The following is a 24,348-nucleotide window of genomic DNA, read 5'->3' on the forward strand; positions in this document are numbered from 1 at the left end:
AGGCTGCCGGTAGCAGTATATTTACTCTGTTTAGCAATTCGGAATTATTTAGGTTCAGACATAGCCGGATAAAACTACAGGCAATTAATCCGGTTGTAGTTAGTTTATAACTGGCTGAATGGGATCACGGCTGAATATATAAGCTATATGCTGTTTAAACTTTGTACCGGCATGCAGAATATTATTCGGAAATGCATGGTGATTCGGAGCATCCGTATAGCCTTGCGGTTCAAAACAGATTGCTGCAAATGGCAGAAGTGATTTACGTGCCGGTATCTGCTGCTCAGGCAGATTTTGAGCATTATAGACCACCATTACAGGTGCATCTGTTTTTACTGCCATGGACAAACCGGTATCCGGAGCACTTAAGCGCGCAACAATGTTGTTTGCTGAATTTGGTGGTAATACATAGGCCGTATCAATAATACTGCTGCCTATGGGACGTGCTGAATGAAAATCAAACGTTGCCGGTGCTTTATGAATAACACCAGTTGGTATCATATCTTTATCAGTCACGATGACTTCTTGCGGTAACAACCATAACTGATGTTCGCTAATCGTGCTTTCTCTCAGAGCCAGATTAAAATAACTATGCTGAGTCAGATTAATTAAAGTATCACGATCTGATTCAGCGCTGAAATCAATATTCAGCTCGTTATTTACTGTCAGGGTATAGCATACCTGTACATTCAGGTTACCCGGATAGCCTTCCTCACCATCGGCACTAAAAAGCTGCATGGTAACCGAAGCGCAATGTTCATCATTGTGGGTAGCACATACTTTCCACCATTTCTGATCAAAACCAGTATACCCGCCATGCATATGATGTTCTCCCTGATTAGCAGTCAGGTGGAGCAGTTCATGGTTGAGCGGTGCATGGGCAAAGCTGATGCGTCCGGCATGCCGTCCGATTACAGCGCCCAGATGGGGATTGTTGGTACGATAACTGGTGCTGGCATAATCCTCAGCATTATTGAAACCCAGAACACATTGCACAGGATTACAATCTCTGTCAGACATGATGATCGAGGTAACTATGGCACCGAAATCCATAACAGATACCTGCATCCCCTGACTGTTTGTCAGTGTCCACAATGTGGCACTTTCACCGTCTACCAAACCGAATGGCTGAGTACTAATCGTACATAATGAATGATCATTTGATTTCATTCTGTCCGGCCTCTTCATCAAGATTATGTAAGAACGCCAGTTTTTCGGCGATTTTAATTTCCAGCCCGCGAGTTACCGGCTGATAGAATGCCGGTTCATCCATCCCTTCAGGCATGTAGGTTTCTCCGGCCGCATAGGCATTAGGTTCATCATGGGCATAGCGGTATTCACGCCCGTAGCCCAGCTCTTTCATTAACTTAGTCGGTGCATTGCGTAAATGAACCGGTACTTCATTGGAAGGGTGTTTTTTGACAAAAGCACAGGCTTCGTTATACGCAAGATAACCGGCATTGCTTTTTGCCGCACACGCCAGATACAGTACTGCCTGTGCCAGAGCCAGTTCCCCTTCAGGGCTGCCAAGTCGTTCAAAAGTCTGCGCTGCATCATTGGCTATTTGCATCGCTCTTGGATCAGCCAGACCAATATCTTCCCATGCCATACGGATTATACGTCTTGCCAGATAGCGGGGATCAGCACCACCATCCAGCATCCGGGTAAACCAGTACAGAGCGGCATTTGGATGAGATCCGCGTACTGATTTATGCAGTGCAGAAATTTGTTCGTAGAAGCTGTCGCCGCCTTTATCAAAACGGCGTAATTGCGTGCCAAGACTGCCGGCAGTTAACTCTGCGCTAATTTCAGTTTGCTGCTGTGCTTGTGCGGTATGAATCAGTTGTTCCAGTAAATTCAGAAAACGCCGGCCATCACCATCAGCGCTGTTAAGGATTAATGTCTGTGCATCCGAGCTGATACTGAATGAGTGAAACTCAGGCAGGCTGAAAACTTTATTTTGCAATTGTTTCAGTTCTTCAATGCTGAGTGAGTGCAGGGTATACACCTGTGATCGGCTTAGCAGTGCCGGATTAACCTCAAAAGAAGGATTTTCTGTTGTAGCGCCTATAAAAGTAAATAAGCCGTTTTCGACATAAGGTAAAAATGCATCCTGCTGTGATTTATTAAAGCGATGTACTTCATCGACAAAAAGTATGGTGCGTTGTCCCTGTTGTAAAGCCAACTGAGCTTTTTCAACCGCAGTACGGATTTCTTTTACTCCGGAAAAAACCGCTGATAAAGGAATAAACAGAGCATTAAAGCTTTGTGCCAGAATCCGTGCCAGAGTGGTTTTACCCACGCCGGGAGGACCCCATAACAGCATGGAATGCAGATGTCCGGTTTCTACAGCAATACGCAGAGGTTTACCTGCACCAATCAGGTGTTGCTGCCCGATTACTTCGTTCAGATTTTTCGGGCGTAACTGTTCTGCCAGTGGTGGTAAAGGTTTCTGATTAAATAAATCCATAACGTGTCATTCAGTACACGATAATTCGTGTAATATATTGTACCTGATTATGAAAACTTTGCAGGGCTGGTAACCATCGGATTATGGGTATAATGCAAAAAAATATATATATAATATTAAAGAGAAAAATTGTGTTTTAGACTCTAATTTGATTAAACTGAATAAAATTTATGAATAAAATATTATTTTTACTGGTATTTATTTTGGTTGCTATAGGTGCTTTTATGACCTATGAAAAAAAGTCTAAAGTGAGACTTGTATCTGGTATTGCAGAATATATGATTAATCAGGAATGTCAGCGTCAGATTAGCCAGCCAGTAAGCAAACAAGTAACAGAATCAATTGACGTACCTGATGTAAGCAAGCAATATTGTAACTGTATTGCTGTGCATGCTAGTCGCAAACTGCATGTTAAAGAAATTGTACAAATGATCAATTCGCAGAACCGCCAGCAAAAGGTAAGTAAATTTTCTGCATCTTTTGCCACAGTATGCAGACAAAGCTTACAGCGTTATTAACTATAGCTCAAAGATGATTGAATAATCATACAGGAGAAACAATGAAATATATTAGTACCAGGGGGCAGACAGCACCAAAAAATTTTAGTCAGGCATTAATGGCGGGCCTTGCAGATGACGGTGGTTTATTATTACCACAAAGCTATCCGCATATTGATACATTTACTCTTCATGAGTGGCGGTCATTAAGTTATGCTGAACTGGCTATGCAGATTATCAGTCTGTTTGCTACTGATATTCCCAAAGAAGATTTACAGAAGATAGTCAGTAAGACATATACAAAAGAAATATTCGGAAGTAACGAAATCACTCCGGTCAGAACTTTGCATGATGGTATTCTGATTGAAGGACTTTCAAATGGTCCGACGCTGGCATTTAAAGATATGGCCATGCAATTATTGGGTAATTTGTTTGAGTATGTGCTGGAACGTGAAAACCGCTTCCTGAATATTATCGGCGCCACAAGTGGCGATACCGGTTCTGCTGCTGAGTATGCTCTGCGTGGCAAAAAACGGGTAAATGTATTTATGTTGTCGCCATATGGAAAAATGAGTGATTTCCAGCGTGCTCAGATGTATAGTCTGAAAGACGGTAACATTTTTAATATTGCTGTTAAAGGCATGTTCGATGATTGCCAGGATATTGTAAAAGCGCTGCAGAATGATCATGCTTTTAAGGCACACTATCATTTAAGTACAGTTAATTCTATCAACTGGGGTCGTATTGTTGCGCAGGTGGTGTATTACTTTAAGGGCTATTTTGCGGCTACCAGTACTAATGAACAGAAGGTTTCATTCTGTGTACCCAGTGGTAATTTTGGTAATGTGCTGGCAGGGCATATTGCCCGAAGTATGGGTCTGCCTATTCATCGCCTTATTGTTGCTACAAATGAAAACGATGTGTTGAATGAATTTTTCAATACCGGCCATTATCGCCCCCGTGATGCGGCACATACATTTGTTACTTCAAGCCCGTCTATGGATATTTCCAAGGCTTCTAATTTTGAACGCTTTGTTTATGATTTGCTTGACCATGATGGTTCTCATGTGCAAAAACTCTGGCAGCAGGTTGCAGCTGGTGAGGAGTTTGATTTAAGCCATATGCTGAATAAAATTCAGCATCAGTATGGTTTTGCTGCTGGTAAAAGTACTCATGCTGATCGTTTGCAAACCATTGCTCAGGTGTATCGGGAAGACAATGAATTGATTGATCCGCATACAGCAGATGGCGTAAAGGTAGCGCGACAGTTGCGCGAAGCCGGCGAAATCATTGTGTGTCTGGAAACTGCTCTGGCAGCTAAATTTGCACAGACCATTCATGAGGCAGTTGGAAGTAATGTAACCATACCGCGCCCTGATAATCTAGACGGACTTGAAGATTTACCACAGCATGTTACCGTGATGGATAATGATGCGGCTGCGGTTAAACGGTTTGTGGAAACACAATTGGATAAATAAAAGTAGACATAAACGTTTTTAATTTTAAAGGCCGGCATAATTATGCCGGCCTTAGTTTTTCAGGTTAGAAATTATCTGGGTTTTCCAGTTTATCTACTTTCTGTTTTAGTTCTTCAGGAGTCAGTGCAATTTCTTCACTTGGATTAGCCGCTGCAGTGGCTACTGCAACAGGATTATAGACAGAAATGTATTCTGACCCGTCAGAACGATCCTCAATAGTGTACATCACTCCGCTGCGGTTGAAACGGTGGCACTGGCGCTGATACCAGCCCCTGAACCCGGTTTTAGGTTCATTCGGGTTGTAATAGAATGCGTTGAGTATTTCCGGTAAGCCAAGGCCGCATACCACACCGGATAGCAATACACAGATAAATGTATAGCCAACCAGAATATCGCTGTATTTAGCCAGTGCCGGCATATTGGCTACAGCCAGTATCAGGGCGAGAGAGATACCACCGCGTACACCGCCCCATGACAAAATGGTAAGGCTGCCATGATAGCTTTTCTTATAAACTTTTGGGAACAACATAAATGCCAGTATGTTTCCGGCAAAACGGCTCAGATGCAGTAATACGAAAGCTACGATACCGCCGATAACCAGAGTTTTGCTCATATCAACGATAAACAGTTCCAAACCGATTAAGGTGAACAGAAATGAATTAATGATACCTTCTACAGCGTGCCAGAAATTATTAACATCATCTATTTCTTTTTTCTGTAAAACTTCCTGCCATTTATTTCCTACAATCAATCCACCGACTACACAGGCAATCGGCCCGGACGCATGAGCAAAATAAGCCACCAGATAAGAACCGGAAGCCAGCAAAGCTGTTGTCAGAATCAGTGATTCATTTTCATGTTTGCCATGCAACAGACGCAATGCGCCAATCCCGAAAATGAAGCCGATAATAACAGCAACAGCAATTTCATAAAAGAAGTTTTCAACAACACCAAAAGGTGAAACGTGCTGACCATTAATCAGGGTAAGAATAGTCATGAATACTACGATACACATGGCATCATTGAATAATGATTCACCTTCCAGTTTAACCATTAAATGGCGCGGAGTACGTACTGAGCTCAGTACACCTTTAATACCGATAGGGTCTGTTGCACCCAGAGCAGAGCCCAGTAACAGCAGCACCAGTAAAGGTACAGGATCACCAACCAGAAACTGAAATCCATAAAGCAGACCGCCGAATAACACTGAACATAACAATAAACCGAGGGTAGCCAGAATCAGAATTTGTCTCCAGTAACGCTTTAAATCAGAAATCTTAAATTTAAGAGCAGAGGAGGTCAGGATAAAGCAGATTACGCCGTTTACCAGAAAATCATAAAAATTAATATGACTTACGGCTGCCTTTAACGCCATGATATCTACATGGATAAAATGATTACGTCCGAATAAATTCATGCCCCATTGCAGTGCAAATACCAGAATGGCTGAAACAATCGGTACGCCAATGGCCTGCGGCATATCAAATAAGCGTTTATTTAATAATGTGGTGACAATAGACAGTGAAAAAATAACCGTTATTGCCTGTAAAAAAAGTACACTACCCATGCAAACAGTTTTCCTTTATTTAAGTATTGTAATAAGTTGCTGATGAATCGAATCTGTCGCAGTTTGTAGCAGGTTCCCCTTGAATCAAAACTTGCAATAATAACTTACGAATCAAATTCATCCAGTAAATCAGGTGCTGGAATAAAATAGAGACTGCCGCTTACCGGTGTACTGAAATCCAGCAGACGGTCTACGTGACCTTCATCATTTCCGGTAAACATATGCTGCAGCATTTGGCGTGTTACTGCAAATGAACGTGCATAACCGATAAAAAACGTACCGTACTCATTTTTTGACGGATGAGCAAATGCTACATTGGCACGAATAATTTTCAGTTCATTGCCTTGTGCATCATAAGCCTTACTCACGTTACTATGTGCAGTTTTCGGCTTTTCTTCATCTGAAAGCTCAATGTCATTAAAACGGCGCCGGCCAATGACTTTTTCCTGTTCTTCTACTGATAATTGCCGCCATGCCTGCATGTTATGCAGATATTTCTGAGTAAAGGCATAACTGCCGTTGCGGAATAACGGATCTTCCTCACCTACCAGAGCATATTCTGCTTTGGATACATCTTCCGGATTTTCGGTACCGTCAACAAAACCGATGATAGCGCGACCATCCAGATAACGGAAACCACTTACTTCATCAATGGAATAAGTCGCATCAGCCAGTAATTCATCAATCATTGCGGCCATTTCATAACAAATATCCTGACGATCGGCACGGATATGAAAGAAAAGATCGCCTGCTGTCGCTACGGCAGTATGTTTTTCGCCTTTAATAGCAGTAAAAGGAACCAGTTCCTTAGGCTTTGGTTTACCCGGCCGCAGTTTATCCCAGGCTTCCGAACCAATCCCCATTAATGCATTAAAATTTTCATCATGAAACCGGCCATGCATGCTGCGTACTAACGCTGAAAAACCAGTAATAAATTCGAGTACCTTGGTAATCGCTGCCTGATTATTCTGTATCCCTAACGTAATAAATAAAGCACTTTTACCCGGATAAGCTAATACTGAAGGTGTTCTGTATATTGTCATTAATAAATACTTTCCTAAACCATTATTATAATGAAATCAACGTACGTTATTAAGTACAAACTGACATGAATTTAAATATTTTTAACCATGTCATAAAAAATCGCCTGTAAATACGTTCAGCACTGTAAACCGAACCGAGTAATAAATCCGGCTTTTCTCACTGCCTGTATTAGTAACGCAATTAATAAATGGGGATACTTATACATAAGATATGAAAATTATCGATAAAATATGATAATTATAACCTAAAAGCGTATAAAAGCTTTTAATTGCTGATATTTTTCCGCTAGTATAGATTACTTACTATTATTTACTATTACCCTGAGAAAGCAATGCATCACTCATTTCCATTGGTTGAAACCATCGTAGGTGGTTTATTTTTCGCCTTTGTGCTCGGTTATATCGCACATAAGCTGCGTATGCCCCCGCTGGTCGGCTATCTGCTGGCCGGCATAATTGTCGGACCGTATACCAAAGGATTTACTGCTGATATGCATTTATCACAGCAACTGGCCGAACTGGGCGTGATTTTGCTGATGTTTGGGGTGGGGCTGCATTTTTCTATTCGCGATTTACTTGCAGTTAAGCGGGTAGCGATACCGGGTGCACTTATCCAGATTGTTCTGGCTACTTTACTTGGCTGGTTGCTTGCCTGTCTGGCCGGCTGGACTACAGGTGCCGGTATCGTCTTCGGATTGGCTCTATCTTGTGCTTCAACTGTTGTCTTAATAGCGGCTTTACAGCGCTGGCATTTGGGGGACTCTACACAGGGGCGAATTGCCACCGGCTGGCTGATTGTTGAAGATATTGCCATGGTGTTTGTGCTGGTGATGATTCCGGCTCTGGCACCGGTTTTATCAGGAGAGGGTGTTGTTTCCAGTGCAAATTTGCTTTATTTGCTGGGTAAAACCGGAGTACAAATCATTGCATTTATACTGGTTATGCTTTTTCTTGGTCGCAGAATAATTCCATGGTCTTTACAGCGTGTAGTGAGCACGGGAAGTCCTGAGTTGTTTCGTCTGGCTGTCATTGCTATTGCTTTAGGCTGTGCCATACTGGCCAATTACTTATTCGGTGTGTCGTTTGCTCTAGGTGCTTTTTTTGCCGGAGCCATCATCAGCGAAACCAGTATGAATCACACTGCTGAAGAAGCATCCGGCGGCTTACGTGATTTTTTTACCGTACTGTTTTTTGTTTCAGTGGGTATGCTGTTTGATCCTAGTATTATTGTCCGTAATCCATTATTACTATTAGCCACTTTATTAGTGGTGGTAATAGGTAAAAGTGCGGGAGCATTTTTGATTGTGCGTGTATTCGGCTATCCGCCTCAAACTGCACTAACAATTGCTGTTGCGCTGGCTCAGATCGGTGAGTTTTCCTTCATGATTGCCAGTCTGGGCGCGGTATACAATATTTTGCCGCAATTAGCCAGTGATCTGATTCTGGGTAGTGCACTAATATCCATAATCTGTAACCCGTTTTTATTTGTCTGGCTTAACCGCTATCTGGAAAAACAGTCACAGCAAAAAACTTCTGCTACAACCATTGTGTCCGAGAGTAATCGATTATCAGATAAACCTCATGCCAAAGTAGCTGCACCGATTAAGCCGGTTTCAATCTATTTTGTAGATGAAGATATGGCTATTGCTCCTGCGGTGAGCGATCATACGGTGTTGGTGGGAGCAGGTCCGGTCGGACAAGAAATAATCAGGCATTTACATGCACGTAATGAAACAGTCTATGTACAGGAAAATCGTTTAGAAGTTGTTACAGAGTTGCGTGCACGTAAGATACCCGTTGCCTATGGGCATGCATTATCAGATGGGATGCTGGACGCTGTATTTGTCGCTCAGGCTAAAAATCTGATTATTACTATTCAGAATAAAACTGAAGTGATATCAATTATAAAGGCTGCTATCGCACTTAATCCGCAATTGCACATAGTCACATTCAGCAGATATGAACAGGATAAACAGTTGTTTATTCAGGCAGGGGCAACTAAAGTTGTTGACAGTCAGCTCGTACTGGCCAATGAAATTATGCAAGCATTCGGACAGGTCTGAAAACTGACATTGATTCCAATAGAGTATCCTGAGAATGATATTTTCTGAAACAGGCGTAAATCAATAATTATCTAATATTGGTTTGCGCCTGTTTTGGTTTAATTACTTATGGTATCGATGAATACTTCCAGTTGTTCACGGTTAGTAATTTTGCTGTCTATTTTGATATATATACTGTGTTCTTCAGGAATAATCAGTACCTGATGTACACCAGCCTGTTCAAGTAATTGTTCTCGCGCATTGTCAGGTAAAACACGACCCTGTTTCAGGATAATGCGCAGACTGGCCAAATAGGGTGGTTCGTGCATTGTCAGGCTCAGCAGAAGCCAGATAAAAGTTAATCCTGTGCCGAAGATAAAAACACTATGTGCACCGGTATGTGCAGCCAGCCAGCCTCCGATTGTTCCTCCGCAGGCTACGCCCAGAAACTGTCCGGTTGCATAGATGCCCATTGCAGTGCCTTTATAACCTGCCGGTGCTTCTTTACTTACCCATGAAGGCAAGAGTGCTTCCATCAGATTAAAAGCAATAAAGAATAATAAAACACCTGTGACAAGCGGCCAGAAAGAAATATTAGCCAGCCATAATACACTTTCAGCAATCAACAGTCCGGCAACACACAAGATAAACACTTGCTTCATTTGCCGTTTGCTTTCAGCGTAAATAATTGGTGGCAGAACAGTAATGAAAGCAATCAGCATCGTGTATAAATAAATCTGCCAATGTCTGGCTGCCGGAAAGCCTGCCTGTTCTAGTTGTATAGGCAGTGCAACAAAAGTCGACATAAGCAGAAAATGCATGCAGAAAATACCGATGTTCAGCTTAAACAGGGCAGAGTTGCGCAGTACAGTACCAAAACTTCCGCGTACAATGCCTGATTCACGGTTAAGTATATGAACAGTACTGTCGGGTACAAAAAACAATGTCAGGCCGATAGCAGCCAGTGCCAGTACCGCAATAACCCAGAATAATCCGTGTAAACCTATTGCATGTGTAATGATAGGGCCGCAGACCATGGCAATTGCAAAAGTGATACCAAAGCTAATACCAATGAAAGCCATGGCTTTGGTGCGGTTTTGTTCGCGCGTCAGGTCAGATAATAATGCCATTACAGCTGCTGCGATAGCACCACTACCTTGTAATGCACGTCCTAATATGACTCCCCAGATAGAGGATGTTAAGGCCGCAATAAAGCTGCCCAGAGTGAAAATCAACAAGCCGCCTACAATTAAAGGTTTACGCCCGAATCGGTCAGACCACAAACCAAAAGGAATTTGTAATATAGCCTGCATCAGACCATAAATTCCGATTGCCAGTCCGATTAGGCTTTCACTTGCTCCCTCTAATTTCATACCATAAGTAGTCAAAACAGGAAGAACCATAAACATGCCCAGCATGCGCAGCGAAAAGACTGCCCCTAACCCCCAAGTTGCACGCCTTTCGGCAAGATTCATGTGTGTATCGGTGTTGTTCTTGGAATTCATGTTTAATACTGCTTAAAAGAAAAACCTGCCTATTGTAAAAGAAACAAAGGCAGGTTGGGTTGGTTTGCGTATTGTTATATATTTATGTCACGGTATCAGCCAGCAAAGCTTAATACAGTTTGTGAGGCCGGAGTCATAAAATCTACCGACATCATTATGCTTAAGGTAGTGATAGCAATAATCGAAAACACAAACAGTTTGCGCGCCCATATACGATCATTATTCTGTGCTTTATAGCCGGATAATGCCATACACAGCCACCACACGCTGACAGCAGCCGCAACAACCAGATATTTGTAGCCGGCGTAGCCGCCTATTGACAGCATCAATGTTGCAAACATAAAGGCAATAATATAAAACGTGATATGGTGTTTTGCTACAGCAATGCCTTTTACTACCGGTAAAACCGGAATATTAGCCGCCTGATAATCCTTAAAGCGGTAAATCGCGATTGCATAGGAATGCGGCATCTGCCAGAGACTGAAAATCGCCAGCAGAATAAGTGCACCAGCATCAAAATTATTGCTTACAGCGCAATAACCGATTACTGGTGGTGCAGCACCCGACAGACTGCCAATTAAAGTTCCGTAAACAGAATGCCGTTTCATATAGAGACTGTAAATCCCTACATAAACCACAAAACCCATTACAGATAACCACATGGCTAAGGGATTTGCACCAAAATAAAGCACAACAAATCCGGCAATACCCAGTATCGTGGCCAGTGCAAATGTTACACGGGCAGAAGCTAAGCCCCGCACAAGCACACGATTCTTAGTACGCTCCATTTTCGGATCAATATCACGGTCAATCAGGTTATTAAACGCACAGCCGGAAGCTACTACCAAAGACACGCCCAGCAGAGTAAGGATTAGCAGGTAGCCGTTTATGCTGCCTTTTGACGCCAGTAAAAACCCGCCGACAACCGAAATCAGGTTGCCGACGATAATACCTGGTTTTGTTACTTGCAGGTATGGCTTAATCATGAACTGCCTTTAACCTAACACCATGTTTGCGTTGAGGCTCCACATAATCCAGATGGAAAGACCTACCAGCAATACAATCACAATAGCAGTGAAGATAAATGAAATCAGATTCCAGCGCTCTTCAGGATTACTGCCTAGATGCAGAAAGCATACCAGTTGAACAATAAGCTGCAAAACGGCCGTAATCACAATCACAGCAAACAAGGTTTCTTTTAGAAGGTTGGAGTGCATCACCACATAAAAGGGAATCAGAGTTAAAACTACCGACAGGATAAATCCGATAATGTAGTTTTTAGCACTGCCATGTTGCGGAATATGGTCTTGATGGTTTGACTGACTCATAACGCTACCCCCATCAGATAAACAATTGAGAACACGCAAATCCATACGATGTCCAAAAAGTGCCAGAACAGGCTCAGGCAGTTGATGCGCATGCGGTTAACACTGGTAAGACCGCGTGAAGCTACCTGAATCATCATTACAGCCATCCAGATTAAACCGGCAGTAACGTGCAGACCGTGGGTGCCGACCAGAGCAAAAAAGCCAGAAAGATAACCACTGCGGTCAGGACCCATACCACTTGTAATCAGGTGATGAAATTCATACAGTTCCATCCCGATGAAGCATGCACCGAATACAAAAGTAATCACCAGCCATAATAAAACCTGACTCTGATTATTGCGATTCATTGCCAGCACGGCAAAGCCGTAAGTAATGGAACTCAATAAAAGAGCAAAAGTTTCTACCAGCACAAAAGGCAGCTCGAAAATGTCTTTGCCGCTTGGACCACCTGCTGTGCCCGGCAGGAGCACGATATAGGTGGCAAACAGACAGGAGAACAAAATCAAGTCACTCATCAGGTAAATCCAGAACCCGAATACCTTCAGTGAACCGTTGTCGTGGTGAGCGTGCTCATGCGCACTACCGTGAATCAAGGTTTCAGTTGACATTATTTCAGTCCTGCTTTAGTTAATTCATTAAAACGTTTGCTTTCAATAGCTTCGATTTCAGCAACCGGAACGTAGTAATCCACATCCGTGTCAAAGCTCTTGACAATAATGCTGATAATCATGCCGGCAAAGCCAACGATAGCCATCCACCAGATATGCCAGATCAGGGCAAAACCGCAAATCATTGAGAACACTGCAATCACTAAACCGGCAGCAGTATTTTTCGGCATATGAATTTCTTCATATTTGGCTGGTTTCTTGTAAGCAATACCTTTTTCTTTCTCATCCCAGAATGCATCACGGCTTTCAACCTGTGGCTGCACAGCGAAATTATAGAAAGGTACAGGGGAGGAAGTAGACCATTCCAGAGTACGACCATCCCACGGATCACCCGTAACATCAAGGTTTTCCTTACGGTGCAGGCAGGAAACTACAACTTGAATCACCATGCATACTACGCCCAGAGCGATAATGGCAGCACCACTGGCAGCAACGCACAGCAAATTATGGTAAGCCGGATCAATGTGCTGACTCAGACGGCGGGTCATACCCATGAAGCCCAGTGCATATAAAGGCATGAATGCTACAAAGAAACCGATAAACCAGCACCAGAAAGCCCGTTTGCCCCATTTTTCATCCAGCTTAAAGCCGAATGCTTTCGGGAACCAGTAGTTAAGCGCTGCAAACAATCCAAACACTACACCACCGATAATGGTGTTATGGAAGTGAGCGACTAAGAACAGACTGCCATGTAGTACAAAGTCCGCACCCGGTACAGCAAGCAGTACACCGGTCATACCACCTACGGAGAATGTAATAATAAAGCCTACAGTCCACAGCATCGGCACATGGAAGGAAATACGACCTTCATACATGGTAAACAGCCAGTTGAAGATTTTTACCCCGGTCGGGATAGAAATAATCATGGTGGCGATACCGAAGAATGCGTTGACATTGGCACCGGAACCCATGGTAAAGAAGTGGTGCAGCCATACGATGAAAGACAATATGGTGATACACACAGTTGCCCATACCATTGAAGTATAGCCAAACATGGTCTTGCGTGAGAATGTAGCTGTAACTTCTGAGTACACACCAAAGATTGGCAGTATCAGAATATATACTTCCGGATGACCCCATGCCCAGATCAGGTTGATGTACATCATCATGTTACCGCCCAGTTCATTAGTAAAGAAGTGGGTGCCGAGGTAACGATCTAATGTCAGCATGGCAACAGAGGCTGTCAGGATAGGGAAAGAAGTCAGAATCAGAATATTGCTACAAAAAGATGCCCAGCAGAAAATAGGCATTTTCATCATAGTCATGCCCGGGGCACGCATTTTCAGGATAGTAGCAATAAAGTTAACAGCACTAACTGTTGTCCCGATACCTGATATCTGCAAACTCCATATCCAGTAATCAACACCTACTCCCGGACTGAACTCCAGACCAGACAGAGGCGGGTAGGACAACCAGCCGGTTTGTGCAAATTCACCGATTCCCAGTGATAAGTTAACCAGTACCACACTCACAGCAGTAAACCAGAAACCCAGATTATTCAGGAATGGGTAGGCCACATCGCGCGCACCCAGTTGCAGCGGGATGACAAAGTTCATCAAGCCGATTACAAAAGGCATGGCAACAAAGAAAATCATGATTACACCATGAGCGGTGAAAATCTGATCGTAGTGATGTGGTGGCAAAAAGCCGTCACTGGTGCCTGAAGAGGCTAAAACCTGCTGACTACGCATCATCACTGCATCGGCAAAACCACGAACCAACATCACGATAGCGACAATGATATACATGATACCGATGCGTTTGTGGTCAACTGTAGTAAACCATTCTTTCCACAGATAGCCCCATTTATGAAAATACGTAATCGCACCTACCAGCGCCAGACCTATGACGATGATAGCCATGATCGTTACCATGACAATTGGCTCATGGAACGGTATCGCATCTAAAGTTAATTTTCCAAACATTTTTTATTTCCTCGCAAGCTTACTCAGCACTGCTGGCTGTACTGGCCTGTAGAGCTGCAGGCATATTGTGATTGGCAAATTTGGCAATCACATTGCCATACAAACCCGGATTTGCGCTGGAGAAATATTCCACCTGATGGAATTGACTTGGCGCAGCCAGTTTGTTGAATGAAGCCATGTCATTAAGTGTATTGGGTGACTGTTTCACCTTATCCACCCATTGATTGAAGCTAGCTTCATCCGGTGTTGCAATGGCAGTAAATTTCATGCCAGAGAAACCGGCACCGCTGTAGCTAGATGAAATACCTTTATATTCACCTGCTGTGTCAGCAATTAAATGCAGCTTGGTCTGCATACCGGCCATAGCGTATATCTGACTGCCTAACTGAGGAATAAAGAACGCATTCATCACTGTATTAGAAGTGATTCTGAATTCCACTGGGGTATCTTTCGGGAACGCAACTTCATTAACAGTGGCAATACCTTGTTCCGGATAAATGAACAGCCATTTCCAGTCTAATGAAATTACCTCAATTACCACTGGTTTTTTATCACTTTCCAGCGGACGATAGGGATCCAGAGAATGAGTGGTCTTCCATGTGATTGTTCCCAAGGTGAGAATAATCAGGATAGGAATACCCCAAACTATGGCTTCTAGTTTGTTGGAATGCGCCCATTTCGGTGAATATTTGGCATTATTACCCTCTCTGTATTTCAGAGAAAATAAAATTGCCATGATAATCACCGGAATTACGACTATTAACATCAAGCCTATGGCTGTCAGTATTAGTGTGCGTTCTTCCTGACCTATATGGCCTTTTGGGTTTAGCAGAGCAGCATCACAGCCGCTTAAAAAAAGCGAACCGATCAGCATCGTCAATACTATCCCTGAGAGCTTACTTAATTTCATGTAACGACCTCAACATTACGGGAAACACGATTAACGTTTGTAAAAAACGGGTTCTACTATTTTAAGACAATGTTGCCGCACTGTATATTGCACCTTTGGCAGGCTGATTAAAAATTTAGCAGCTAAAATAAAAAAACAAAATTTATTTATTAATTTTTTGTTTATAAAATATATATTTATAAAAAAATATTTTAATATTTTATTGTCATAATAAAAGATTTTCTGTTTAAGTTATATAAACCAGAATTTTATTAATATATAAATTTCATGATGCAATTTTACTTACAATCTAAATTTTGTATCAATAAATTCAATTTTTTATTTATTATAACTAACTGATTTATAATCAAAAAATATTATCTTAATTTTGAAACTAAAAATACAGATTACTTTTTTACTAAAATAAAAATATAAATGTTAAGATTGCAAAAAAGTTAATCTATATCAATTTTCTGTGAATTTTTTTAAAAAAAGTTATAGTAAAAGAAAATTTCAATATGATTAAAAGTTCTAATGGATTAAGTTTATATATAATTTTTTGTATTTTATAAGTTTTTATCAAATTTTTTGAATAAAAAATTATACTGGAGTGTTGTAAACATAGCGACTGAATAAAAAAACGAGTTGATTTCGGTATATGAAATGGTATAAATGAAATAGCTGAAGTAAACAATTTAATTCAATTTAGATAATTATTTTGTTTGTGACTTTAAGTTTTGATAACACTTACGAGTTAACATCCTGATGTGAATTTAGCAATTTTTATGCCATCTTTGGTGATTGCTGTTGAGAAAATAATATTCATTGTGATTATTCAAGATAATGCTTAAATGTTTTAGTAATTAATATATCTAATGTTAAGAATAATGGCATATTTATTTTGCTCTGATAGATAATCTACTGAGTAAATCTGAAGAAAATAAGCAGACATTCAAACATAAAAATGCATTAATCTGCCAGTAAGCGGTTTTGCTTTGCTGGCAGATTAATGCATATATTTAATATATTACTAAAACCTGCTATTTTGTTGTAATTGCCGTGCTGCTTCCAATGCAAAATAGGTCAGAATACCGTCTGCACCGGCTCGTTTGAATGCAAGCAGGCCCTCTAAAATTACTTTATCAGCATCAAGCCAGCCATTACTGATGGCTGCCTGCAACATAGCATACTCACCAGATACCTGATAGGCGTATGTAGGAACACCAAATTCATCTTTAACCCGTCTGATTACATCCAGATAAGGCATACCCGGTTTAATCATTACCATATCGGCTCCTTCAGCTATATCAAGTGCTACTTCATGCAGCGCTTCATTGCTGTTAGCAGGATCCATCTGATAAGTATATTTATTACCTTTGCCCAGATTACCGGCACTGCCTACAGCACTGCGAAACGGACCATAAAAAGCTGAAGCATATTTGGCAGCATAAGACATAATCCGGGTATGAATAAAACCATTTTCTTCCAGTGCTTCGCGGATAGCTCCGACACGTCCATCCATCATATCACTTGGAGAAAGAATATCCGCACCGGCTGCTGCGTGTGAAAGTGATTGTTTGATAAGCGCTTCTATCGTTTCATCATTTTTAATATACCCATTTTCATCCGGCAGGCCATCCTGCCCGTGGGTTGTATAAGGATCTAGAGCCTGATCTGCCATTACACCCAGCTCTGGAAAACGGGATTTCAGAGCACGGATAGCACGCTGAATGATACCGTTTTCATCCCATGCAGCCCGTCCGTCAGTGGTTTTACTATCAGGATCAGGAACACCAAATAAATCCAGAACCGGTACGCCCAGTTTTAAAGCCTGTTCAGCGACTTTTAATAATTCATCAATAGATAAACGTTCTACTCCGGGCATGCTGTCAACAGACATACGCCCAGTTTGTTCATGCACAAATACCGGCAAAATAAAATCATTGGCTGTCAGTATGGTTTCACGCATCATACGCCGTGAAAAATCATCATGTCGCATACGCCGCATACGTGTATTGGGCATAATTCGAGGAGGAAAGTTCATAATAGTAATCCCGTTTTTTATAAACGCGTCAACCTATAGGCTGACTAAAATTATTGTCAGTAAAGCTTTGTGAAATTCGGATTGCTATTCTAAACCCTTTCAGGCAGGACTTCTAATGACATAATTCAGTATTGATTATTAATAAAAAACTATTAAAGTTTGGTTTGTAATTAAAATTGTATTTTAAAGATATAATTAGGAAAAAACATAATTGATTTTAAAATTCCTTGTGTTGGTATTTACTTAAAATTGCTGAACAAAGTCAGACTGAATTACTTAATAGAATAATTTTTTTTTGCTGATAGAAAAGAAAACTGATTTTTCAATGAATTTAGCGTTCAATGCGATTATTTAGTGAAAATCAAGCTAAAACTTATACTCCACATAATAATCCCTATAACAAAATCTAATATTTTCCATGAACGGTTTTGATTAAATAAAGGAGATAAAAATTTTGCACCATAGCCCAATGAAAAAAAGAACAACCATGATGAAAGCATAACTCCAAGTGTAAATAAATAAAGATTATCTTTAAATGATACTGATATTGAACCAACTAAAATAACTGTATCCAGGTACACATGTGGATTTAACCATGTAAAAGCCAGACAAACGCCAATAACTTTCATTAAGGAACTTTTATCAATCAGGCTGGGTTTCAGTGCTGAATTTTGATTCAATGCAGAATAAAAACTTCTTATGCCATACATAAATAAAAAAGTAGCACCAAAATATTTGGCATAAATAATAATTTCCGGATAGCGGTTAAGGACTTTAGAAAATCCGGTTACCCCTAAATAAATCAGAATAGTATCTGATACTGAGCAGATCAGGCATACCCAGAAAACATATTGCTGCTTTAAACCTTGTTTTAAAATAAATGCATTTTGAGCACCGATAGCTATAATTAATGAAAAGCCAAGGCCTAGTCCTGATAGCAAAGCAAACATTGAGTTTTACCTATTAAATTATTGAAATGTAAAATAATTAATGCAATTCCTATTGCTTGTTATATTAAAATATATTTATATAAAAAGTTTATTTTATTAATAATTTTGCTGAAAGCTTTATTAATCCAATAGATACGACGGTTTTTAAAATTATTCAGAAAATGGCTGGATAAAAATAGGCTTTGATGAAATCTAGTTTAGGAATCACGATTTAATTCATTTAAAAACAGGTTGTTAAGTTTTACTCAGAGGGCTGACAACTGCATACAAAGGCAGATGGTCGGAAAGTTTTTGCCATGGCTGACCTGTTAATGATTTTGCTTCGTGTATTTCCAGATGGCGGGTAAAAATCCTGTCGAGACTTAAAATAGGCAGGCGGGCTGGAAAAGTTTTCGGTGCATGGCGATAAGCATAAAATGCATCATGTAAATTTAATTTTAAGCCTAAGCTATCATGAGAGCGCTGGCGCCAGTCATTGAAATCTCCGGCTAAAATTAATGGATTGGCCGGATCTATTTCACTTTGGATATAGTCGTAAATAGTTTGGTACTGTTTTATACGGTCTGGTTCACGCAAATTCAGATGAGCACACAGGCATACTAATGGTCGTGGCCATTTAGGCGGCTGAATTTCACAATGTAGCAGCCCGCGCTGCTCAAAACTGTTAACACTGATGTCCAGATTATGGCAGGTTACAATCGGTAGCTGACTTAAAATAGCATTACCATGATCACGAAATTTATAACGGGCATTGCGACCATAACTTACATTATAGGCTAGTTGTTCGCCGAGAACCTGATAATGAGGTTGTTTAGGAAAATCCGGTATATTTTCTGCCCGTTTGCTATTGATTCCTTGCACTTCCTGTAAAAACAGTATGTCCGGAGCCAGCTGATGCAGGGCGGCAGCCATTTGAGGAAGTTGTACTTTTTTATTAAGTGCCGACATGCCTTTATGTATGTTATAGGAGGCAATGGTGATTTTATTCATGAAAATGGCCGGTGATTTTAAATTACCAGTGTTGGAGTAGTTGCAGTATTGCTGAGCGGTTCGATGGCGAAAATACTTTTTCCGCAGCCTGTTCAGGCGAACACCATATATAGTCTAAATGTTCGCGTGGTGACAGAAGAATAGGTGTTTCTGCTGTAACACACAGGGAAAAGATATGCTCGGTATTATGAGTAACTCCGGGAGCATAGCGATGACGCCAGTGCGGATAAATTTCGTAGATACTGGATTGCTGCCAGTTAAAAATATCATTGCTGTAAATACCGGTTTCTTCTGCCAGTTCCCGTTTTGCAGTCTGCTCAATTGTTTCTCCCGGTTCCAGGCTGCCGGTTACGGATTGCCAGAAACCGGGCTTATCTGCGCGCTCCAGTAGCAGTATCTGCCGGTTGTTATCATAAATAACAATCAGTACAGATACCGGTTGTTTATATGGTTGATTATTACTCATGATTAGATTGCTGAGCTGAATGATAGGATAAAGTACTTAATGCTGTGGGTAAATGTTCCGGATGGTTCGGTTCACTCTCTGTTTTTTCTGCACCGGCCTTACTATCGCAGACAATCGGATCTGCTTTATCATTCAGAATACGTATCTCCTGCTGGGGAAACGGAAATTCTATGCCGACTTCTTTAAAACGATTCCAGATTTCCAGCAAAATAGCAGAATTGATACTCAGAAAACCATTTTCCGGATCACGAATCCAGTAATTAACATACAGATTAATTCCGGAATCAGCAAAGCCGGTAACATAACTGTTGGGTTTAGGATCATCACATACTCTTGCCTGCTTGGTTGCAGCCTCTTTTAGTATTTCCAGAGCCTGAGGCAGATCAGTATTATAAGCTACCTGCAAGGTCAGATTATTTGACATGATTTTGCTGGAATAAGAATCATTGATAACTGTATTGGAAACAAAAGTATCATTCGGAATCAGGGCTTCTGAGCCGTCACTGCTGCGTAATACTACAAAACGGGCAGTTATTTTGGTTACATAGCCTGTGAAGTTATTAATATTCAGTCTGTCTCCTGGACGTACGGAATGATCTGCCAGAATGATGAAACCGGATACATAATTGCTGGCAATTTTCTGTAAACCAAGTCCGAGACCAACACCCAGAGCGCCACCAAAAACAGAAAGAATGGTTAAATTAATTCCCACCATCGGCAGAGCAATCAGTACGGCAACTACGACCAGTAATGTTTTAACGATTTTCACTAGTACATAGCGCAGATTGACATCAAGTTTTTCTGCTTTAAGAATACGTTTTTCGGTAAAACGAGACAGCCACATAGCAATAATAATGGCAATCCCGACAATAATACTGCCGGTGATTACTGTATACAGGCTCAGACTGGTTGAGCCTATGGGCAGAGCAAGTGACTTGAGCAGGCGGATAATAAAAGTATCCAGACTCGTCAGCCATAGGATGAAACACACCCATAGCAGGGTGGATAATGAGCGTTCATAATGCTCATTAAAACGGTTATTCGGAATGGCGTTGTGCAATACGGCCATGATGATGCGAATCATCATTAACCAGCGTGCAGTAAAAACTGTTATTTGTAACCATAATACCGACTCACCTGTGCCGGCACGCCAGATAATCATAGCAATAATAGTGCAGATAAATAGCAATACGGGCCATAACAGGCGTGTAAACAGATGGTACAGAAACGGAAGTTTAATGTTGTTCTGATTTTCAATACGTTTGGATACGGCCGACAAAATTTTCAGACTGAACCAATAGGTACCAATCATTATTATCATTGCACAGACCAGCTCCAGCCAGCCAGTATGGGTTTTTAAGCTATGTACTATCAGGCGTGCCAGAAATTCTTTGCGGGCAAACATGGAGTCAAAATAGTTATTCATGGTAGGGCAAAGAAAAGAAATTTAAAACTGCTCTAATGTTAGGCGTTTTAATAGGTTTCTGTAAACTGTCATTATCAAAATTAGCGCTGAATGATGAAACAGTTATATATTGCAGTATTGGTGAATCAATAGTATTTCTGAGTATAGATTGATTTAAAATAATTTAATAAAACAAATATTTATATTGATTTAAATAAATCCGTTCAGTCAAGTTGCTAATTATTTGATTCCGGATACAAAGATGCTTATAATAGCAGGTTTTCCAACCTTGCCCTTTGCACCTTCGCATGGTAAAGGGATCGATTAGCCACAAGGAGTACTCATGCGTCATTATGAAATCGTGTTCATTGTCCATCCGGATCAAAGCGAACAGGTCGGTGCTATGGTTGAACGTTACAAAACCATGATTACCGAAGCTAACGGTAAAATTCACCGTCTGGAAGACTGGGGCCGCCGTCAGCTGGCTTACCCGATCAATAAAATTCATAAAGCACACTATGTGTTAATGAATATTGAAACCACACCTGAAGTGATTGACGAAATTGAAACAGCATTCCGTTTTAATGATGCTGTATTGCGTCATCTGACTGTAAAAATGGACGCAGCAGTAACTGAAGCTTCTCCGATGATGAAAGACGAGAAGTCTAAAAATCTGTTAGCCGGTAACAGCACTGAAACTGCTTCAGAAGAAGCAGCTGAAGCCTGATTAATTTACTGAGGCCGGTTTGCTGAATCAAATATGCCTGTGTGCACAGATTAAAAGTCTAGACAATTTACGCTATACGCCTGCCGGTTTGCCGGTTCTGACCATGTGGCTTACCCATGAGTCATGGCAAACGGAATTGCAGCAGCAGTATTTGGCAAAAGTGGAAATTCAGGCGAAAGCACTGGGTGATTTAGCTGAAAACTGGTCGTATCTGCCGGGAAATATGGTTGAAGTCAGCGGATTTCTCAGCCAGAAAGGTATATACCATTCTCGTCCGGTACTGCATATCCAACAAATTCGTGAATATAAAGGTTAAACGACATGGCTCGTCAATCATTCAAACGTAGAAAATTTTGCCGCTTTACTGCGGAAGGTATCAAACAGGTAGACTATAAAGCAGTTGATTTGTTAAAAGATTTTATTACTGAAAATGGTAAAATCATTCCGGCACGCATTACCGGAACCAAAGCACATTACCAGCGTCAGCTGTCTACAGCGGTAAAACGTGCCCGTTTTCTGGCTTTGCTGCCTTACACCGATCAACATAAATAATAAGGAAGAGTTATTATGCAGATTATTTTGTTAGAAAAAGTCGGTGGCCTGGGCAATCTGGGTGATCTGGTTAATGTAAAAAACGGCTATGCCCGTAACTTTCTGATTCCTCAGGGTAAGGCTCAGCGTGCCAATGCTGCCAATCTGGCTGCTTTTGAGGAAAAACGTGCTGAATATGAAGCACATCAGGCTGCTGTTCTTGCTGATGCTGAAGCACGTAAACTGAAACTGGATGGTCAGAATATCAGTGTAGCGCAAAAAGCCGGTGTTGATGGTCGTCTGTTTGGTTCTGTAACGACTCATGATATTGCAGAAGCTATTAAAGCTGCTATTGGTGTTGAAGTAGTTAAAGCTAATGTGCGTCTGCCTAATGGTCCTTTGAAAGCCATTGGTGAATATGAAATCGAAGTAGCTCTGCATAGTGATGCTGTTGCTGCTATCACAGTAACTGTTGTGGCTGCTGCAGAATAAATATAACTGACACACATCAGGAAAGTATAAGCTGTCCGGATTAATCCGGACAGCTTTTTTGTTATTGATGGTAAAATTAGTTTAAAATGTGCATGAAGCATATGCTAGGAACCATAATAATGAAATTAGTCAGGATAATAAGTGCAGCTTTGTTTCTGTCTGCTTGTCAAAGTACCCATCCAATTCACGAAAAACCACTTCAGCCTACTGCTACAACCAGTGTATCGTCACCAGCTGATAATAAAGTGTTTGCTTTGACGGACAGTGGAATAGATTTACTGAAACGTAATGATGTAAATCGTTTTATTGATTCTGAAGTTAAGCGGGGACAATACAGCAGGGATCAACTGGAAAATTTTTTCCGGCAGGTAAGTTACCGGCCAAGTATTGTTCGTGGTATGGATAAACCGGGAACATCTTTACCGTGGTATACATTTGCACAGAATAATGCCAATAATGTTCGTATTAATACCGGAAATATCTTCTGGAAAAATAATACCGGAATAATTCAGGCAGTATCGAAACGTTATGGAGTAGCACCGCAATTACTGGTGGCGATTGTCGGGATTGAAACCAATTACGGCAGTACTATGGGCTCATATCGGGTTGCTGATGCACTGACAACATTGGGCTATCACTATCCGCGGCGGGCTGAATATTTTCAGCGTGAGCTATCTGAATTTTTGCAACTGGCTTATGAAGAAAAGCAGGATCCATTAAGCTTTAAGGGCAGCTTTGCCGGGGCGATGGGTATGCCACAGTTCATGCCATCCAGTTTTCGCCAGTTTGCCGTTGACTGGGATGGTGACGGACATCGGGATATCTGGCGTAATTCTGGTGATACACTGGCCTCAGTGGCCAATTATATGAAACAGCATGGCTGGCAGTCTGGAGCGCCTATTGCTGTTCCGGTAAATATGCAGCCAACACCGCGATTACAGCAAATCATTGATGAGCCTACTTCGCTTAAATACACCGCAGGTCAGTTGCGTCAGTTAGGCGTAATCATTCCCGCGCAGATTAAAGATCAGGAAAAGGGTATTTTATATCGTCTGGAAAGATCTCCCGGCGAATATGATTACTGGTTTGGTCTGAATAATTTCTACACTATCTGGCAATATAACCATAGCCGGCATTATGTGGCTGCCGTTCGTCAGATTGCGAATAATTTGGCAGATGCCAATGCTAATTTATAAATGAGTATTCATTTGCAATCATCAGCCATCTTGTTATACAGATGGCTTTTATTTTGCTATGGAAAATAGTAATTGATTAAAATAATTATTAAAAAATTTAAATAAAGATGAAACTAATCTGGTGTAATTTTTACC

23 protein-coding genes are annotated in these 24,348 nt (G+C 41.1%); 8 read left to right on the plus strand and 15 right to left on the minus strand.

What is annotated here, in order from left to right:
- Positions 1-99: 99 nt before the first annotated feature.
- Both GY065_RS03820 and GY065_RS03825 read right to left on the minus strand, forming a co-directional pair.
- Positions 100-1,170, minus strand: coding sequence for an aldose epimerase family protein (locus GY065_RS03820; RefSeq protein ID WP_174833126.1), 1,071 nt, complete (start codon positions 1,168-1,170; stop codon positions 100-102).
- Positions 1,157-2,470 carry a replication-associated recombination protein A gene (locus GY065_RS03825; protein WP_174833127.1) on the minus strand — a complete coding sequence of 438 codons (1,314 nt, stop codon included), beginning with the start codon at positions 2,468-2,470 and terminating at the stop codon, positions 1,157-1,159. Before GY065_RS03825 ends, GY065_RS03820 begins: the two co-directional genes overlap by 14 nt.
- Before the next feature lie 170 nt (positions 2,471-2,640).
- Here GY065_RS03825 and GY065_RS03830 point away from each other — a divergent pair, with 170 nt between their 5' ends.
- Entirely contained in the window at positions 2,641-2,988 is a 348-nt protein-coding gene (locus tag GY065_RS03830) for a hypothetical protein (RefSeq protein WP_174833128.1), read from the plus strand.
- A gap of 41 nt (positions 2,989-3,029) precedes the next feature.
- Complete coding sequence (gene thrC / locus GY065_RS03835) at positions 3,030-4,445, plus strand: threonine synthase (RefSeq protein WP_174833129.1); 1,416 nt, start codon at positions 3,030-3,032, stop codon at positions 4,443-4,445.
- 64 nt (positions 4,446-4,509) lie between these two features.
- Here thrC and GY065_RS03840 read toward each other — a convergent pair whose 3' ends face one another.
- Together GY065_RS03840 and GY065_RS03845 are read right to left on the minus strand one after the other, a co-directional pair.
- On the minus strand, positions 4,510-6,012 hold the full coding sequence (locus tag GY065_RS03840) for a sodium:proton antiporter (protein WP_100116860.1): 1,503 nt from the start codon (positions 6,010-6,012) through the stop codon (positions 4,510-4,512).
- A gap of 104 nt (positions 6,013-6,116) precedes the next feature.
- Positions 6,117-7,055, minus strand: a complete 939-nt coding sequence (locus GY065_RS03845; protein ID WP_174833130.1) for a Dyp-type peroxidase — start codon at positions 7,053-7,055, stop codon at positions 6,117-6,119.
- A 332-nt stretch (positions 7,056-7,387) separates the two neighbouring features.
- Between GY065_RS03845 and GY065_RS03850 the strand changes: the two genes are divergently transcribed.
- A complete protein-coding gene (locus tag GY065_RS03850; RefSeq protein ID WP_174833131.1) occupies positions 7,388-9,118 on the plus strand; it encodes a cation:proton antiporter in 1,731 nt (576 codons plus the stop codon).
- 98 nt (positions 9,119-9,216) lie between these two features.
- On the opposite strand, the gene GY065_RS03855 is transcribed toward GY065_RS03850, so the two are convergent.
- The 11 genes from GY065_RS03855 to GY065_RS03905 all read right to left on the minus strand — a co-directional run bounded on the left by GY065_RS03855 (position 9,217) and on the right by GY065_RS03905 (position 21,288).
- On the minus strand, positions 9,217-10,602 hold the full coding sequence (locus GY065_RS03855; RefSeq protein WP_202984032.1) for an MFS transporter: 1,386 nt from the start codon (positions 10,600-10,602) through the stop codon (positions 9,217-9,219).
- Positions 10,603-10,697: 95 nt separating this feature from the next.
- Positions 10,698-11,588, minus strand: coding sequence for a heme o synthase (gene cyoE, locus GY065_RS03860; RefSeq protein ID WP_041880326.1), 891 nt, complete (start codon positions 11,586-11,588; stop codon positions 10,698-10,700).
- A 9-nt stretch (positions 11,589-11,597) separates the two neighbouring features.
- Positions 11,598-11,930, minus strand: coding sequence for a cytochrome o ubiquinol oxidase subunit IV (gene cyoD / locus GY065_RS03865; protein WP_174833132.1), 333 nt, complete (start codon positions 11,928-11,930; stop codon positions 11,598-11,600).
- Entirely contained in the window at positions 11,927-12,538 is a 612-nt protein-coding gene (locus GY065_RS03870; protein WP_025330406.1) for a cytochrome o ubiquinol oxidase subunit III, read from the minus strand. Before GY065_RS03870 ends, cyoD begins: the two co-directional genes overlap by 4 nt.
- Positions 12,538-14,523 (minus strand): cytochrome o ubiquinol oxidase subunit I, encoded by a 1,986-nt coding sequence (cyoB, locus tag GY065_RS03875; RefSeq protein ID WP_174833133.1) that lies wholly within the window; start codon positions 14,521-14,523, stop codon positions 12,538-12,540. The genes GY065_RS03870 and cyoB overlap by 1 nt, the downstream gene beginning before the upstream one ends.
- Before the next feature lie 19 nt (positions 14,524-14,542).
- Positions 14,543-15,433, minus strand: coding sequence for a ubiquinol oxidase subunit II (gene cyoA, locus GY065_RS03880; protein ID WP_174833134.1), 891 nt, complete (start codon positions 15,431-15,433; stop codon positions 14,543-14,545).
- Between the two features lie 1,009 nt (positions 15,434-16,442).
- Positions 16,443-17,456, minus strand: a complete 1,014-nt coding sequence (hemB, locus tag GY065_RS03885; RefSeq protein ID WP_174833135.1) for a porphobilinogen synthase — start codon at positions 17,454-17,456, stop codon at positions 16,443-16,445.
- A gap of 347 nt (positions 17,457-17,803) precedes the next feature.
- Positions 17,804-18,406, minus strand: coding sequence for a LysE/ArgO family amino acid transporter (locus GY065_RS03890; protein ID WP_174833136.1), 603 nt, complete (start codon positions 18,404-18,406; stop codon positions 17,804-17,806).
- A 234-nt stretch (positions 18,407-18,640) separates the two neighbouring features.
- Positions 18,641-19,396, minus strand: coding sequence for an endonuclease/exonuclease/phosphatase family protein (locus GY065_RS03895; protein ID WP_174833137.1), 756 nt, complete (start codon positions 19,394-19,396; stop codon positions 18,641-18,643).
- 22 nt (positions 19,397-19,418) lie between these two features.
- Complete coding sequence (gene nudB, locus GY065_RS03900; protein WP_174833138.1) at positions 19,419-19,862, minus strand: dihydroneopterin triphosphate diphosphatase; 444 nt, start codon at positions 19,860-19,862, stop codon at positions 19,419-19,421.
- Positions 19,855-21,288 (minus strand): mechanosensitive ion channel family protein, encoded by a 1,434-nt coding sequence (locus tag GY065_RS03905; protein ID WP_174833139.1) that lies wholly within the window; start codon positions 21,286-21,288, stop codon positions 19,855-19,857. Before GY065_RS03905 ends, nudB begins: the two co-directional genes overlap by 8 nt.
- 322 nt (positions 21,289-21,610) lie before the next feature.
- Here GY065_RS03905 and rpsF point away from each other — a divergent pair, with 322 nt between their 5' ends.
- The 5 genes from rpsF to mltB all read left to right on the plus strand — a co-directional run bounded on the left by rpsF (position 21,611) and on the right by mltB (position 24,213).
- Positions 21,611-21,994, plus strand: coding sequence for a 30S ribosomal protein S6 (rpsF, locus tag GY065_RS03910; RefSeq protein ID WP_025330414.1), 384 nt, complete (start codon positions 21,611-21,613; stop codon positions 21,992-21,994).
- Between the two features lie 19 nt (positions 21,995-22,013).
- On the plus strand, positions 22,014-22,310 hold the full coding sequence (gene priB / locus GY065_RS03915; RefSeq protein WP_041880709.1) for a primosomal replication protein N: 297 nt from the start codon (positions 22,014-22,016) through the stop codon (positions 22,308-22,310).
- Between the two features lie 5 nt (positions 22,311-22,315).
- Positions 22,316-22,546 carry a 30S ribosomal protein S18 gene (rpsR, locus tag GY065_RS03920; protein ID WP_025330416.1) on the plus strand — a complete coding sequence of 77 codons (231 nt, stop codon included), beginning with the start codon at positions 22,316-22,318 and terminating at the stop codon, positions 22,544-22,546.
- Between the two features lie 15 nt (positions 22,547-22,561).
- Entirely contained in the window at positions 22,562-23,017 is a 456-nt protein-coding gene (rplI, locus tag GY065_RS03925; protein ID WP_041880712.1) for a 50S ribosomal protein L9, read from the plus strand.
- Between the two features lie 119 nt (positions 23,018-23,136).
- A complete protein-coding gene (gene mltB, locus GY065_RS03930) occupies positions 23,137-24,213 on the plus strand; it encodes a lytic murein transglycosylase B (RefSeq protein ID WP_174833140.1) in 1,077 nt (358 codons plus the stop codon).
- Positions 24,214-24,348: the final 135 nt, after the last annotated feature.

The organism is Snodgrassella sp. ESL0323, assembly GCF_013346865.1.
In the GTDB taxonomy this organism is placed as follows: domain Bacteria; phylum Pseudomonadota; class Gammaproteobacteria; order Burkholderiales; family Neisseriaceae; genus Snodgrassella; species Snodgrassella alvi.